The sequence below is a fragment of the Cellulomonas edaphi genome, assembly GCF_030362815.1.
Taxonomy (GTDB): Bacteria; Actinomycetota; Actinomycetes; order Actinomycetales; family Cellulomonadaceae; genus Cellulomonas; species Cellulomonas edaphi.
The window spans coordinates 329,530-344,703 of sequence record NZ_JAUCGR010000002.1 but is presented as its reverse complement, the minus strand read 5'-3'; the positions used below and the strand labels follow the sequence as shown (position 1 = coordinate 344,703).

13 protein-coding genes are annotated in these 15,174 nt (G+C 72.8%); 12 read left to right on the top strand and 1 reads right to left on the bottom strand.

What is annotated here, in order from left to right; genetic code table 11:
* The first annotated feature begins 32 nt into the window (after positions 1 to 32).
* The 4 genes from QRT05_RS07850 (at position 33) to aspS (ending at position 4,334) form a co-directional block, all read left to right on the top strand.
* Complete coding sequence (locus tag QRT05_RS07850) at positions 33 to 650, top strand: hypothetical protein (RefSeq protein ID WP_289446525.1); 618 nt, start codon at positions 33 to 35, stop codon at positions 648 to 650.
* Positions 651 to 847: 197 nt separating this feature from the next.
* Positions 848 to 1,486, top strand: a complete 639-nt coding sequence (locus tag QRT05_RS07845; RefSeq protein WP_289446524.1) for a hypothetical protein — start codon at positions 848 to 850, stop codon at positions 1,484 to 1,486.
* The gene (locus tag QRT05_RS07840) at positions 1,480 to 2,499 is read left to right on the top strand and encodes a hypothetical protein (RefSeq protein WP_289446523.1); all 1,020 of its coding nucleotides are present in this window, start codon (positions 1,480 to 1,482) and stop codon (positions 2,497 to 2,499) included. The genes QRT05_RS07845 and QRT05_RS07840 overlap by 7 nt, the downstream gene beginning before the upstream one ends.
* Before the next feature lie 62 nt (positions 2,500 to 2,561).
* A complete protein-coding gene (aspS, locus tag QRT05_RS07835; RefSeq protein WP_289446522.1) occupies positions 2,562 to 4,334 on the top strand; it encodes an aspartate--tRNA ligase in 1,773 nt (590 codons plus the stop codon).
* Between the two features lie 51 nt (positions 4,335 to 4,385).
* Here aspS and QRT05_RS07830 read toward each other — a convergent pair whose 3' ends face one another.
* A complete protein-coding gene (locus QRT05_RS07830; RefSeq protein ID WP_289446521.1) occupies positions 4,386 to 6,620 on the bottom strand; it encodes an MMPL family transporter in 2,235 nt (744 codons plus the stop codon).
* Positions 6,621 to 6,700: 80 nt separating this feature from the next.
* Between QRT05_RS07830 and QRT05_RS07825 the strand changes: the two genes are divergently transcribed.
* The 8 genes from QRT05_RS07825 to QRT05_RS07790 all read left to right on the top strand — a co-directional run bounded on the left by QRT05_RS07825 (position 6,701) and on the right by QRT05_RS07790 (position 15,148).
* Positions 6,701 to 8,077: a replication-associated recombination protein A gene (locus QRT05_RS07825; RefSeq protein ID WP_289446520.1), complete on the top strand. Its 1,377-nt coding sequence runs from the start codon at positions 6,701 to 6,703 to the stop codon at positions 8,075 to 8,077.
* Positions 8,078 to 8,269: 192 nt separating this feature from the next.
* On the top strand, positions 8,270 to 8,896 hold the full coding sequence (gene rpsD, locus QRT05_RS07820) for a 30S ribosomal protein S4 (protein ID WP_289446519.1): 627 nt from the start codon (positions 8,270 to 8,272) through the stop codon (positions 8,894 to 8,896).
* A gap of 180 nt (positions 8,897 to 9,076) precedes the next feature.
* A complete protein-coding gene (locus QRT05_RS07815; protein WP_289446518.1) occupies positions 9,077 to 9,421 on the top strand; it encodes a DUF948 domain-containing protein in 345 nt (114 codons plus the stop codon).
* Complete coding sequence (locus tag QRT05_RS07810; protein WP_289446517.1) at positions 9,421 to 9,786, top strand: hypothetical protein; 366 nt, start codon at positions 9,421 to 9,423, stop codon at positions 9,784 to 9,786. The genes QRT05_RS07815 and QRT05_RS07810 overlap by 1 nt, the downstream gene beginning before the upstream one ends.
* A gap of 60 nt (positions 9,787 to 9,846) precedes the next feature.
* The gene (alaS, locus tag QRT05_RS07805; RefSeq protein WP_289446515.1) at positions 9,847 to 12,537 is read left to right on the top strand and encodes an alanine--tRNA ligase; all 2,691 of its coding nucleotides are present in this window, start codon (positions 9,847 to 9,849) and stop codon (positions 12,535 to 12,537) included.
* A 1-nt stretch (position 12,538) separates the two neighbouring features.
* Positions 12,539 to 13,096: a Holliday junction resolvase RuvX gene (gene ruvX / locus QRT05_RS07800; RefSeq protein ID WP_289446514.1), complete on the top strand. Its 558-nt coding sequence runs from the start codon at positions 12,539 to 12,541 to the stop codon at positions 13,094 to 13,096.
* Positions 13,097 to 13,103: 7 nt separating this feature from the next.
* Positions 13,104 to 14,297 (top strand): endolytic transglycosylase MltG, encoded by a 1,194-nt coding sequence (mltG, locus tag QRT05_RS07795; RefSeq protein WP_289446513.1) that lies wholly within the window; start codon positions 13,104 to 13,106, stop codon positions 14,295 to 14,297.
* The gene (locus QRT05_RS07790; RefSeq protein WP_289446512.1) at positions 14,297 to 15,148 is read left to right on the top strand and encodes a shikimate dehydrogenase; all 852 of its coding nucleotides are present in this window, start codon (positions 14,297 to 14,299) and stop codon (positions 15,146 to 15,148) included. Before mltG ends, QRT05_RS07790 begins: the two co-directional genes overlap by 1 nt.
* The last annotated feature ends 26 nt before the right edge of the window (positions 15,149 to 15,174 follow it).

The window sequence follows — 15,174 nt, the reverse complement described above, 5'->3', positions numbered from 1 at the left end:
CGTGCCGGGGCAGGGCCGCCTACCGTGACGGGATGCCCGACCGCGTCGACGTCTACCGCGGGCACATCGCGGGTCTCGGCACGGCGAGCGGACGCCGCCTCGTCGTCGGACGGTGGCTCGACTCGCCGTACGGGTCGTTCGCCGACGTGATGGTCGAGGACGCGTCGGGCCACCGCACCCTCCTCGCGCCGCGTGCGGACGTCGCCGACGAGATCTCCGCGACCTACGCGTTCGACGCGGTGCACGTGGTGGACGTGCGCGTCTCGAGCGACGCACGGTCGAGGACGTGGCGCGTCACCGCGGGGCCGCTCGATGCCGCGCTGCGGATCGGAGCGCGCACGGGGGTGGGCAGACTGCTGGCCGCGGTGCCCGCCGCGCTGGCCTCGGCCGAGTGGTTCGCCGCCGCCGCGGACCCCGTCGCTCGCGTCGTGCTCACCGGGGTGCGGACGCGCGGGTCGGCCGGCGGCGGGCGCACCGAGACCTACGCCGCCTCGGACCAGCACGAGATCGTGGCCGCCGACGCGTCGTGGGCCGGGGAGCCGTGCGGGGCACTCGCGGCCGTCGAACCCCCGGTCGGTTTCGGCTTCTCGTCGGTCCCGGCGCGGCCGTCCGTGACGCGCGTGCGCACGACGATCAGGCGGCCGAGGTAGCGCGCCGTCGGCGATGCCGCGTCGCGATCGACCCGATCGAGGGACGGGCAGCGACGGCGAGCAGCCGAGGGCTGTGGAATTCTGGGACGAAGCACGCACCGGTCCGACGCCTCGCGCTCGGTCCGGGACGGCGGGTCGTTGGAGTCGAGAGCAGGGGGTACGGGGTGAGACCGACGAGTCTTCGAGGTCGACGGGCAGTGCGGCGGACCCTCGCGGGGCTCGTCGCCGGCGGAGTCCTCGTGGTCGCCGGTTGCTCGGCGCAGCAGGGCGACGCGGTCAGCCTCCAGCGGTCGACCGAGTCGGCGACCCCGGCTCATGCGACCGCCTCGGCATCGGCGTCGGCGGAGCCGACACCGCAGGCGTCGGCGACCACCGCCGCCCCGGCCGTGACGGACCGCTCCGACCCCGCGCTGGGCATCACCTTCGGCGCCATGCCGACGATCACCGCGGCCCAGGTCGACGCGCTGGACACCCTCAGCAAGTTCGACGTCGCGTTCTGGCGGTCCCGGACCGAGGGCAAGGTCGACCCGCAGCTGCGCACGCTCGCCACCGGCGCGGCGCTGGCCCAGGTCAAGGAGGTCGTCGACACGAACAACAAGAGCGGCTGGACCACCGGGGGCCGCGAGACGATCACGTACAAGGACGTGGTGGGCGACGGCCGGCTGGTCGTCGTCGACCTGTGCACCGACTCCCGCAAGGCGACGTTCACGAAGGGCGGCAAGGTGACCTCAGGAGCGGACCTCCCGGAGGCGCGGCAGAAGATCCGTGCCGAGGTCGCGAAGCAGCCGACGGGCGCGTGGGCGGTCCAGGCCTACCTGACGGGGGACCCGTGCTGACCCCGGTCCGTTCCGCAGGCCGCCTCGTCGCGCGGCTGACGGCGGTCGCCGTGCTGGTGGCGGGCGGCGCCCTGGTCGCCTCGACGCCGGGGTCCGCGGCCGACGGGCCGTGCGTGAGCGGGTGCGGAGGGTCGTCGAGCGGGAGCGCGGGTGGCGGGACGATCAAGGTCACGGTCTCCGGCACCGGCGTGCGCGGCGGCGGGGGCTCGGTCGACGTCGACACCACCACCATCGCGGTCCACCCGGTCTGCTGGTACTTCGAGTTCATGACCGGCAAGGCGTACGCCGAGATGCTTGCGGATCCCGACCGCGCGAGGATCGAGCACGGCCTGGGCGGCTTCGACGAGATCCCCGGCTGGGAGAAGCACGCCGACGACGACAAGGGGCACTGGTACGGCGGCATGTGCTCGAGCGAGTACTGGCCGGGCGACACGCTCGACGGCTGGGCCGAGGCGACGACCGCCTGGTTCGCCGACCACGACACGGTCTGGGTCGACGCGGGCGACGCGCCGCCCGACCCGCTGGTGACGCCCGAGATGCTCGCCGAGATCGCCAGCTCCGAGCTGTCGATCGAGCCGGGCACCGTCGCCTGGAACCCGACCAGGCGTGGTGACGCGGCCACGTTCGTCGGCGTCGACACGTGGGTGTGGGTGGAGGGTGCGCCGCACACCCTGGACGTCACCGCCTCGGTCTACGGGGGCGCGGTCTGGGCCCGGGTCACCGCCACGCTGGGCGGCATGGACGTGAGCGCCGAGGGCGGCACATCGCGCCACTGCGCGGACGGCGGCACCCCGTGGTCGAGCGGCGCGAGCACGGACTGCTCGGTCGTCTTCCAGCGTTCCAGCGCCAACCAGCCGGGCCTGAGGTCGACCCTCACGGCGCGCGAGGTCTGGCACGCGTCGTGGGTGTCGAGCGCGAACGCCGCTCCCACCGCGCTCGCCGACCAGACGGTGACGACGACCTCCGAGGTCCCGGTCGCGGAGATCCAGTCGCTCGTGACGTCCGGGTCCTGAGCCGGCCCTGGTCGCCGACTAGGATCAGGGCTGCCCCACGCCTCTGACCGAAGGAATCTGCTGTGCTCCGCACCCACACCGCCGGCTCGCTGCGAGCCGAGCACATCGGCACCACCGTCACCCTCACGGGCTGGGTGGACCGTCGGCGCGATCACGGCGGCGTGGCGTTCGTGGACCTGCGGGACGCCTCGGGCATCGCTCAGGTGGTCATCCGCGACGAGGCGGTGGCCCACGGCCTGCGGGCCGAGTACGTGCTGCAGGTCACCGGCGAGATCGGCCGTCGTCCCGCCGGCAACGAGAACGCCAACCTCGCCACCGGCGAGGTCGAGCTCGTGGCCACCGACGTGGTCGTCCTGAACGAGGCCGCTCCGCTGCCGTTCCAGGTCTCGTCGTCCCTGGACGAGCCCGTGGGCGAGGAGGCGCGCCTCAAGCACCGCTACCTCGACCTGCGCCGGCCGGCGCCCGCTCGCGCCATCCGCCTGCGCGCGCGGGCGAACGCCGCCGCCCGTGCCGTGCTCGACGCGCAGGACTTCGTCGAGGTCGAGACGCCCACGCTCACGCGCAGCACCCCCGAGGGTGCGCGCGACTTCCTGGTGCCGGCGCGGCTGGCCCCGGGCAGCTGGTACGCCCTGCCGCAGTCGCCGCAGCTGTTCAAGCAGCTGCTCATGGTGGCCGGCCTCGAGCGGTACTACCAGATCGCCCGTTGCTACCGCGACGAGGACTTCCGCGCGGACCGTCAGCCGGAGTTCACGCAGCTGGACGTGGAGATGAGCTTCGTCGAGCAGGACGACGTCATCGCGCTCGGCGAGCAGATCCTGGTGGCGCTCTGGCAGCTGATCGACGTCGAGATCCCCACGCCGATCCGCCGCATGACGTTCCACGAGGCGATGGCCCGCTACGGGTCGGACAAGCCCGACCTGCGGTTCGGCCTCGAGCTCGTCGAGCTCACGGAGTACTTCAAGAACACCCCGTTCCGGGTGTTCCAGGCGCCCTACGTGGGTGCCGTGGTCCAGCCGGGTGGCGCGTCCACCCCGCGCCGCGGCTTCGACGCCTGGCAGGAGTGGGCCAAGCAGCGCGGCGCCAAGGGCCTCGCGTACGTCACCGTCGGTGAGGACGGTGAGCTCGGCGGCCCGGTCGCCAAGAACATCACCGATGACGAGCGGGCCGGCCTGATGGCCGCCGTCGGCGCGAGCCCAGGCGACGCGATCTTCTTCGCGGCCGGCTCGGTGAACGACGCGCGGGGCCTGCTGGGCGCCGCACGGCTCGAGATCGGTCGCCGCGGCGGCCTGATCGACGAGTCGGAGTGGTCGTTCGTGTGGGTGGTCGACGCGCCGCTGTTCAAGCCGACCGGCGAGGACGACGACGTGGCCGTCGGCGGCGGCGCCTGGACGGCCGTGCACCACGCGTTCACGTCCCCCACCCCGGAGTGGATCGACACGTTCGAGCAGGACCCGGGCGCGGCCCTCGCCTACGCGTACGACATCGTCTGCAACGGCAACGAGATCGGCGGCGGGTCTATCCGTATCCACCGCCGCGACGTGCAGGAGCGGGTCTTCGAGATCATGGGCATCGGCCCCGACGACGCGCAGGAGAAGTTCGGCTTCCTGCTCGACGCGTTCCAGTTCGGTGCGCCCCCGCACGGCGGGATCGCGTTCGGCTGGGACCGCATCGTCGCGCTGCTCACCGGCGCCGAGTCCATCCGCGACGTCATCGCCTTCCCCAAGTCGGGTGGCGGCTACGACCCGCTGACGCAGGCTCCCGCGCCCATCACGCCCGAGCAGCGTCGCGAGGCCGGCGTGGACGCCAGGCCGAAGGCGAAGACCGCCGCGGAGTGACCGCCTCCGGTACCGGCGCCTCGTGCGCCGGTACCGGAGATCGCGGGCGACTCAGTGGGTGATCGCGAGGCGCTCGTAGATGCGCTGCATCCAGCGCGGCGACCACCAGTTGAGGTGCCCGAGGACCGTCATGGTGGCCGGGACGAGCAGCAGTCGCACGATCGTGGCGTCGATCAGCACCGCGACGGCCAGTGCGAAGCCGACCTCCTTGATGACCAGCAGCTGACCGGCGACGAAGCCCGCGAACACCACGATGATGATCGCCGCGGCGGACGTGATGATGCGGCCCGAGCGCTGCAGCCCCAGCCGCACCGCGTCGTTGTCGGACGCCCCCTGGTCGTGCAGCTCCTTGATGCGCGAGAGCAGGAAGACCTCGTAGTCCATTGCGAGCCCGAAGCCGAACGCGATGACGAGCGCGATGACGAACGTCTCGATGCCGCCGGTCGAGGTGAAGCCCAGCAGCCCTTCCAGGTGGCCGTCCTGGAACGCCCAGACGAGCACCCCGAGCGACGCCGCGAGCGAGAGCAGGTTGGTCAGCAGCGCCTTGACGGGCAGCACGACGGAGCCGGTCATGAGGAAGAGCAGGACGAACGTGGCGAGCCCGACGATGAGGGCGGCCCACAGCGCCCCGGAGCGCAGTGCCGCGCTGAAGTCGATCTGGGCGGCCGCCTGCCCGGTCACCCAGGTGGGGAAGCCGGGGTCGAGCGCGCGGATCTCCTCGACCGCCGCGCGCGCGACGGCATCGCCGCCGTCCGTGGTCGCGGGGCGCACGCCGATGGCGACGTACGAGCCGACCGGGGTCGGCGGGTCCACGCTCGCCACGTGGTCGAGGTCGGCGATGTCGTCGGCCCAGGCCGTGGCCTCCTCGAGCGACGTCTCTGCCACCACGGTGATCGCGGGTGACGTGGAGGCCGGGTACTGGGCGGCCAGGGTCTCGACGAACTCGCGCTGCGTGCTGCCGGCGGGCAGCAGCTGCGTGGTGGAGCTGCGCAGCTCGAGATGGGTCAGCGGGATGGCGAGGGTGCCCAGCACGACGAGCGCGCCGAGCATGACCCACCAGGGGTGCCGCTGCACGCGCTCGGCGAGTGCCGAGAACCGGCCCTCCTCGGTCACGACGTCGGAGGCACCCGAGAAGATGTTCGCGATCACCGGGACGCGCGAGAGCAGCCCCGGGCGCGCGAGCCGGCGCCCGGTCATGACCAGCAGCGCCGGGACGAGCGTGAGGGCGGTGAGCACGGCCACGAGCACGACGGCGACGCCGGCTGCCCCGATCGCGCGCAGGATCTCGGGCGTGAACACCAGGAGGGAGGCGATCGAGATCGCCACCGTCAACGCGGAGAACGTCACGGTGCGACCGGCGGTCGCCATGGTGTTCTCGATGGCCGTCACGACGGACCCGTCACCGCGCCTGCGTCGCGACGCCCGACCGCCGTCGGCGTCGATGAGGCGGTGCAGCTCTTCGCGGAAGCGCGACACGATGAGCAGCCCGTAGTCGATCGACAGGCCGAGTCCGAGCACGGTCACGACGTTGACCACGGACGAGTCGAGCGTCATCACGTACGACAGGCCCAGCAGCGCCGCGAGCCCACCGGCGATCGAGGCGAATGCGCCCGCCATGGGCATCGACGCGGCGAGGAAGCCGCCGAACACCACGACCATGATGAGCAGCGCGACGGGCAGGGCGATCGCCTCGCCGGTGCGCAGGTCGGTCTCCACCTGCTCGGTGATGGCCGAGTAGATGAGCGACGTGCCGCCGACGACCCCGGTGACGTCGGGCGCGAGGTCTTCCAGGTCGTCGGGCACCGCGCCGAGCCGCTCCTCGACCTCGGCCAGCGCGTGGCCCTCGGCCGAGTCGCTCAGCCCCGGCTCGAGCTCGACCACGACGAGGAAGCCATCGCCGTCCTTGGCGACCAGCGGGGCCGCCGCCGGGTTGTCGACGCCGTCCGGCAGTGCGAGCGGGTCGACGACGGAGGCGACGCCCGGGATCGCGGCCAGGTCGGTGCGCGCGGGATCGAGCGCGTCGTCGAGACCGGGCGTGCTGGGATCGACGTCCGACAGGATGAGCGTGAGCGACGCCCCCGCCTCGTCCGCCTGGGCCAGGATGTCCCGGCCCTCCTGGCTCTCGGAGCCGGGCGCGGTGGGCTCGCCGGTGGTGAGCCGCTCGAAGAGGCTCTCGCCGTGCACTCCCACCGCTGCCGTGGCGTAGCCGAGGACGGCCAGGACGAGCCAGACGGCGACCGTCAGGCGGGGGTGGTGGGCGACGACGCGACCGAGGCGGGCGAACACGCGGACATCGTCGCAGGTCGAACCGGCTACGCGCACACGAGCGGCGTCGGGGTGTGGGTCGACGGACGTACCCTGCGGCCATGGACCTGTTCGACTCGGCGACCTCGACGACCGCGGGGCTCCCCGAGGTGAGCGCGGGCGCGCCGCTGGCGGTGCGGATGCGCCCGCGCTCCCTCGACGAGGTCGCGGGCCAGGCTCACCTGCTGGTCCCCGGGTCCCCGTTGCGTCGGCTCGTCGAGCCCGCGGGGGAGGCGGGGCGCCGCGCCGCGCCGTCGTCCGTGGTGCTGTGGGGGCCGCCGGGGACGGGCAAGACGACCCTCGCGTACCTCATCGCGTCGTCGTCGGGCCGCAGGTTCGTCGAGCTCTCGGCGGTCACGGCCGGGGTCAAGGACGTGCGGGCCGTGATCGACGGCGCCCGCCGCGCCCTGGCCACCGCGGCGGGCGAGACGGTGCTGTTCATCGACGAGGTGCACCGGTTCACCAAGGCGCAGCAGGACGCGCTGCTACCCAGCGTCGAGAACCGGTGGGTCACGCTCGTGGCGGCCACCACGGAGAACCCGTCCTTCTCGGTCAACTCGCCGCTGCTGTCGCGCTCGCTGCTCCTGACCCTGCAGCCGCTGTCCACCGAGGACGTCGCGACGCTCGTGCGGCGCGCGGTGCAGGACGAGCGCGGCCTGGCGGGCGCCGTCGAGCTGAGCGACGAGGCGCAGGACCACCTGCTGCGCCTGGCCGGCGGCGACGCGCGCAAGGCGCTGACGATCCTCGAGGCGGCGGCCGGTGCCGCGCTGTCGGCGGCCGACGAGCGTGGAGCGGACGGCCCGGCGGTCGTCGACCTCGAGACGGTCGAGCGCGCGATCGACGTGGCCGCCGTGCGGTACGACCGCGACGGCGACCAGCACTACGACGTGATCAGCGCGTTCATCAAGTCGATGCGCGGCTCGGACGTCGACGCGGCGCTGCACTACCTCGCCCGCATGATCGCCGCGGGGGAGGACCCCCGCTTCATCGCGCGACGCGTAGTCATCGCGGCGGCCGAGGACGTGGGCATGGCGGACCCGAGCGCGCTGCAAACGGCGGTGGCCGCGGCGCAGGCGGTGCAGCTGATCGGCATGCCGGAGGGGCGGATCATCCTCGCGGAGGCCGTCGTGCACGTCGCGACCGCCCCCAAGTCGAACCGCTCGTACAACGGCATCAACGCCGCGCTGGCCGACGTGCGGGCGGGCCGCATCGGCTCGGTGCCCTCGCACCTGCGCGACGCGCACTACGCGGGTGCCGGGCAGCTCGGTCACGGCAAGGGGTACGTGTACTCGCACGACGAGCCGCACGGTGTCGCGGCGCAGCAGTACCTTCCCGACGAGCTCGCCGGCGCGCGCTACTACGAGCCGAGCGACCGCGGGTACGAGCGTGCCGTGGGGGAGCGGCTCGAGCGCATCCGCGGCATCCTCGGCGGCGAGTGATTCGGTCTCCGGCCGTGTTGCCGGTAGAGTGGACCGGTCGCCCGGGGCGATGTGCTGACGCACGTCCACCGGACGGCCACCTGGGGCCCTAGCCAGCGCGGTGTGTCATCGCGCATCCACGGTCGGTCCCACGCCCGCCTCGGAGCTCCGTCGCAGGGTGTGACGTCCATCAAACGACAGGAAGTATCTGAAGTGAGCAGTGTGACCCGTTCGCGCCGCCAGGTCCGCCTGAGCCGCGCCCTCGGCCTGGCGCTGACGCCCAAGGCCGTCAAGCACTTCGAGAAGCGTCCCTACCCGCCCGGTGAGCACGGCCGCGCCCGTCGCCGCACCGAGTCGGACTACGCCGTGCGTCTGCGCGAGAAGCAGCGGCTGCGCGCGCAGTACGCGCTCCGCGAGAAGCAGATGGCCCGTGCGTACGAGGACGCCCGCAAGGCCCCCGGCCTGACGGGTGAGGCGCTCGTCGAGAACCTCGAGGTCCGCCTCGACGCGCTCGTGCTGCGCTCCGGCTTCGCCCGCACCATCCTGCAGGCCCGCCAGGCCGTGACGCACCGTCACATCCTCGTGGACGGCAAGATCGTCGACCGCCCCTCCTTCCGCGTGAAGCCGGGCCAGACGCTGCAGGTCAAGCCGAAGAGCCAGGCCACCACGCCGTTCCAGGTCGCCGCCGCCGGTGCGCACCGCGACGTGCTGCCCGCCGTCCCGGGCTACCTGGACGTGCAGCTCGAGAAGCTCTCGGCGATCCTGGTCCGCGCCCCCAAGCGCGCCGAGATCCCCGTGACGTGCGAGGTCCAGCTGGTCGTCGAGTACTACGCCCGCTGACCTGAGGCGTTCCGGACGCCCCGCCCGCGCACTGCGCCGGCGGGGCGTTCGCTTTTCCCCTCGCGGTTCCGGGGCTCGATCAGCAGGCTGGTGAGCAGGGTCAGGGCAGGTAGGGTTTCGGGCGGGCCGGTCCCGGTCCCGTCAGGGAGGTCGATCTAGGTGTTGGGTGACGTCGCAGGCATGATCGCCGCGATCGCGTTCGTGCTGCTCGTCGGCCTGCTCGCGGTGCCTCTGCTCAAGCTCGGCAAGGTCTTCGACGAGGCCACCACGTCGGTCAAGGAGCTCACCGACCACACCGTGCCGGTCCTCGACGAGACCGCCACCCTGGTCGCGTCGAGCAACACCCAGCTCGAGAACATCGACACCGTGACGACGGCCGCGGCCCAGGTCTCGCAGAACGTCTCGGCGCTCACGGCGCTGTTCGCGGCGACCCTCGGCGGCCCGCTGGTCAAGGTCGCGGCCTTCTCCTACGGCGTGCGACGCGCCTTCGGCGGTTTCGCCGCGGGCGCCCGCAAGGCCCGCTGATGCGCCGGCTGTTCTGGGTCGGGGTCGGCGTCGCGGTCACGGTCGTCGTGATCCGCAAGGGGCGGGCGCTCGCCGAGCAGTACCTCCCGGCCGGCGCCACGGAGGTCGTCGACGGCGCCACCCGCGTCTCGCGGGCCTGGAACACCGCGCGCGCCGAGTTCGCGGCGGGGGTCTCCGAGCGCACGGCCGAGCTCACGCGCGACCTGGTGGGCGACGCCGACCTCGACGAGCTGCGCGCGCAGCGCCCCCAGCACATGGACGACCTGCGCCACCGGTTCCGCCCGCAGGACGGCCCCAAGGTGCCGGCCAGCTGGGCCGGCCCCACCGAGGACCCGGACGACGACGGCGACGCCGCGTTCTTCTGAGCGGTCTCCGATCGCCCCCACGCACCACTTTCGACCCCGCACCTCGCGAAGAAGGACACCATGCGTACCGCCGAGATCCGCCAGCGTTGGCTCGACTACTTCGAGGGCAACGGTCACACCGTGGTGCCCTCGGCCCCGCTGATCTCGCCCGACCCCTCGACGCTGTTCGTCATCGCCGGCATGGTGCCCTTCATCCCGTACATGCTCGGCGAGCAGACGCCGCCCTGGCAGCGCGCGACGAGCGTCCAGAAGTGCGTGCGCACGCTCGACATCGAAGAGGTCGGCAAGACCACGCGGCACGGCACGTTCTTCCAGATGAACGGCAACTTCTCGTTCGGCGACTACTTCAAGGAAGGCGCGATCACCTACGCCTGGGAGCTCGTCACGGGCGCGCAGGGCAGCGGTGGCTACGGCTTCGACCCCGACAAGATCTGGGTCACGGTCTACGAGGACGACGACGAGGCGCGCGACCTGTGGAAGCAGGTGGCCGGCCTGCCCGACGAGCGCATCCAGCGTCGCGGCAAGAAGGACAACTACTGGCACACGGGCAGCGCGGGCCCCGGTGGCCCCTGCTCGGAGATCTACGTGGACCGCGGGCCCGAGTTCGGCGTCGAGGGCGGCCCCGTCGCCGACGAGGACCGGTACGTCGAGATCTGGAACCTCGTCTTCATGCAGTACGCGCTGGACGACGTGCGCAGCAAGGAGGACTTCCGCGTCACGGGGCCGCTCAAGCAGCGCAACATCGACACCGGCATGGGCCTCGAGCGCGTCGCGTTCCTGCTGCAGGGCGTCAACAACATGTACGAGATCGACGAGGTGTACCCCGTGATCGGCGGTGCCCAGGAGCTCTCGGGTCGGCGATACGGCGCGGTGCACGAGGACGACGTCCGCATGCGGGTCGTCGCGGACCACGTCCGCTCGGCGCTCATGCTCATGGGCGACGGCGTCACCCCGTCCAACGAGGGCCGCGGCTACGTGCTGCGCCGCCTGCTGCGCCGTTCGATCCGCGCCATGCGCCTGCTGGGCGTGGAGGACCACGCGCTGCCGTCGCTGCTGCCGCTCAGCCGCGACGCGATGAGCCCGTCGTACCCGGAGCTGGCCACCAACTTCGACCGGATCAGCCAGGTCGCCTACGCCGAGGAGGACGCGTTCCGTCGCACCCTCGTCGCCGGCACGACCATCCTGGACACCGCGGTCGCGTCGGCGAAGACGTCCGTCGCGCCGAGCGGCACGCCGCTGCTGTCGGGCTCCGACGCGTTCGCGCTGCACGACACGTACGGCTTCCCGATCGACCTCACGCTCGAGATGGCGGCTGAGCAGGGCGTCGACGTCGACCGGGAGGCGTTCCGCACGCTCATGCAGGCGCAGCGCGAGCGGGCGCGCGCCGACGCGATGTCCAAGCGCGCGGGCCGCGCCGACACGGGTGCGTACCAGGACCTGCACAAGACGCTGAGCGTCGAGCAGGGCAAGCCGGTCCAGTTCGTCGGCTACACGGACCACGAGGCGACCTCCCAGGTGGTCGGCCTGCTCGTGGACGGCGTCCCCGCGCCCGCGGCGACCGCTCCGGCCGACGTGGAGCTCGTGCTCGACGTCACGCCGTTCTACGCCGAGTCCGGTGGCCAGCAGGCCGACACCGGGACGATCGTGCTCGACAACGGGGCGCGCATCGAGGTCGACGACGTGCAGGCACCGGTCAAGGGGCTGTCAGTGCACCACGGCCGGCTCGTCGACGGCTCGGTCGCGCTCGGTGACCGCGGCACGGCAAGGATCGACACCGACCGCCGCCGAGCGATCGCGCGTGCGCACACCGCGACGCACTTCGTCCACAAGGCGCTGCACGAGTCGATCGGCGAGACGGCCACGCAGGCGGGTTCGCTCAACGCGCCGAGCCGCCTGCGCTTCGACTTCCGGTCCCCGTCGGCCACGCCTCAGGGGGTCGTGGCCGAGATCGAGGCCCGGGTGAACGAGCGGCTGCAGGACGACCTCGAGGTCACCGACCAGACGATGAACATCGACGAGGCCCGTGCCAAGGGCGCGATGGCGCTCTTCGGCGAGAAGTACGGCGACCAGGTGCGCGTCGTCTCGATCGGCGGCGACTGGTCGCTCGAGCTCTGCGCGGGCACCCACGTCCGCCGCTCGGGGGAGCTGGGCCTCGTGACGCTGCTCTCCGAGTCGGCGATCGGGTCGGGCGTGCGACGCGTCGACGCGCTGGTCGGTGCGGGCGCCTACGGATACCAGGCCAAGGAGCGCGCGCTCGTCGGTCAGATCTCCGGCTTGCTGGGTGCGCGCCCGGACGAGCTCGCGGAGCGCGTCTCCTCGCTGCTGGGCCGGCTGAAGGACTCCGAGAAGGAGCTCGCGGCGCTGCGCCAGGCGCAGGTGCTCGCCGGCGCCGGGACGCTGGCCGCGAACGCGCAGCAGGTGGGCGCCGCCCGCGTGGTGACGGCCGACCTGGGGGAGGTGTCGGGCGACGACATCCGCACGCTCGTGCTCGACGTCCGCTCCCGACTCGGTGAGGCGGAGCCCGCGGTCGTCGCGATCGGCGGCGCCGCCAAGGGCCGGCCGGTGGTGGTCGTCGCGACCAACGCGGCCGCACGGGGCGCCGGCGTGCGGGCGGGGGCGCTCGTCAAGCTGGCGTCGGGCGTGCTCGGCGGCGGCGGCGGCGGCAAGGACGACCTGGCTCAGGGCGGCGGCACGGACGTGGCGAAGCTCGGCGAGGCGCTCGAGGCCGTCGTCGGCGCGGTGCGCGGCTGACGTGGGCGAGGGCGACGCGATCCCGCGCGGTGCGCGTCTCGGCGTGGACGTCGGGACGGTGCGCGTGGGGCTCGCCGCCAGCGATCCGGACGGCCTGATCGCGACCCCGGTGCAGACGCTCGCGCGCGACACGCGGAAGCCGGCAGCTGGACAGCTGCCCAGGGATGTCGCGCAGATCGTGGACGCGGTGCACGAACGAGGTGCACAGTGTGTGTACGTCGGGCTGCCTCGCCACCTGTCGGGCGCCGAAGGTGCCTCGTCGGAGGCTGCACGCGCGTACGCTGTCTGGTTGGCGCAGGCCGTCGCACCGGTCTCGGTGCGTATGGTGGATGAGCGGATGAGCACGGTGTCCGCGCATCAGGCGCTGCAGGCGTCCGGCCGATCCGGGCGCCGCCAGCGGCAGGTCGTCGATCAGGCGGCCGCGGTGGTCATCCTGCAGTACGCGTTGGACGCAGAGCGCGCGACGGGGCGGCGCCCGGGGGAACCGGTCGTCGTCAGGCGCGCCGCGGGGGACGGCGACGCGTCGGGGGCTGCAGGTCACGGGACGACGGTGGAGTGACACGCACGTGAGCAACAGCCAGACTGAGTGGTGGGCACCCGCGGAGGGCAACGGCCAGGACGCCGACCTCTTCGGTGGCACTGCCGCGTCTTCGCAGCCGCGTCGCGCCCGCAACGCCGGCCGGCAGCGCGAGGTCCGGCGGCGCAAGCAGCGTCGCCGGCGCAGCCTCCTCGTCGTGATCGTCGCGGTGATGCTCGTCATCGGCTCGGGCTACGTGGTGGTGTCGCTGCTGGGCGGCATGTTCGACGGCAACGACAAGCAGGCGTCGAAGACGACCGACTACCCGGGCCCGGGCTTCGGCTCCGCGACGGTGACCATCAAGACCGGCGACACCGGTGCCGACATGGGCGCGACCCTCGCCGACGCCGGCGTGGTGGCCTCGGTGGGCGCCTTCGCCGACGCGTACGACGCGAACGCCGACGCCGGTTCCATCCAGCCCGGCACCTACACGCTGCTGCAGGAGATGAGCGCGTCCGACGCGGTCGAGGCGCTGCTCAACCCGGCCTCCAAGCAGTCGTTCCGGGTCACCATCCCTGAGGGACTGACCAAGGACCAGATCGTCGCGCGCATCAGCGAGAAGACGCTGATCCCCGCCAAGGACCTCAAGGCCGCCCTCAAGGACGCGAAGGCGATCGGCCTGCCCGCTGCAGCCGACGGCGACGCCGAGGGCTGGCTGTTCCCCGCGACGTACGAGGTCGAGCCCGGCTCGTCGGCCGCGGACGTGCTGAAGATGATGACGACCAAGACCGTCGACGTCCTCAAGGAGAACAAGGTCGACAAGGAGGACTGGGAGACCGTCCTGAACAAGGCCTCGCTCGTCGAGCGTGAGGGCAAGCTGGACGAGGACCGGCCCAAGATGGCCCGGGTCATCGAGAACCGCCTCGAGCAGGGCTGGACGCTCGGCATCGACGCGGCGGTCGCGTACGGCGCCGGGATCAACGGCACGCAGCTGACCACCAAGCAGCTCCAGGACAAGGACAACCCGTACAACCTGCGGGTGCTCCCCGGCCTGCCGCCGACCCCGATCGCGTCGCCCGGCGAGGCCTCGATCAAGGCCGTGCTCAAGCCCGCGGACGGCACCTGGATGTACTGGTGCACGGTCGACCCGGAGACGGGGGAGACGGTCTTCTCCCACACGCAGGCCGAGCAGGATGCCGCTCAGGCGAAGCTCAACGCCTGGCTCGACGCGCACGACGGCTGATGACCGCGTCGTCACAGCGCCGGGCCGCCGTGCTCGGCCACCCGGTCGCGCACTCGCTGTCCCCGACGCTCCACCGGGCCGCGTACGCGGCCCTGGGGCTGCGCGAGTGGTCGTACGACGCGATCGACGTCCCGGCGGACGACCTCGCGGCCTTCGTCGCGGGTGCGGACGACTCCTGGGCGGGCCTGTCGCTGACCATGCCGCACAAGCAGATCGTGCTGCCGCTGCTCGACCACGTCGAGCCGCTCGCCCAGGTGGTGGGCGCCGTGAACACCGTGCTCTTCACCGGTTCGGGAGCGGGACGCACGCTCGTGGGGGCGAACACCGACGTGCACGGGCTCGTGGCCGCGCTGCGCGAGGGACTCGGCGGGGAGCCGGTCACCACCGCGGCCGTGCTGGGTGCCGGTGCCACCGCGGCGTCGACGCTCGCCGCGCTCGGCGAGCTGGGGTGCACCTCGCCTGTCGTCTACGTGCGCTCGATGCAGCGCGCCGGGGGGCTCATGCGCGCGGCGCACCGAATGGGTGTCGAGCCGGTCTTCCGGCCCCTCGACGGCGCGGCCGCCCAGCTGGGCCGCGCGTCCGTCGTGGTCTCCACCCTGCCGCACCACGCGGCGGACCCGATCGCCGAGGCGCTGCCCGGCGCGGTCACGGGCGTGCTGCTCGACGTGGCGTACGAGCCGCGTCCCACGGCGCTGCACTCCGCCTGGGTCGCGGCCGGCGGCGTGGCAGTGGGCGGCGAGCGGATGCTCCTGCACCAGGCCGTCGAGCAGGTGCGGCTCATGACCGGTCGTCCCGGGCCGGTCGACGCGATGGACGCGGCCCTCGCCGAGAGGTTGGCCGAGTCCGCCTGATTCCCTCAGGTCCGCGTGCGGTGCTG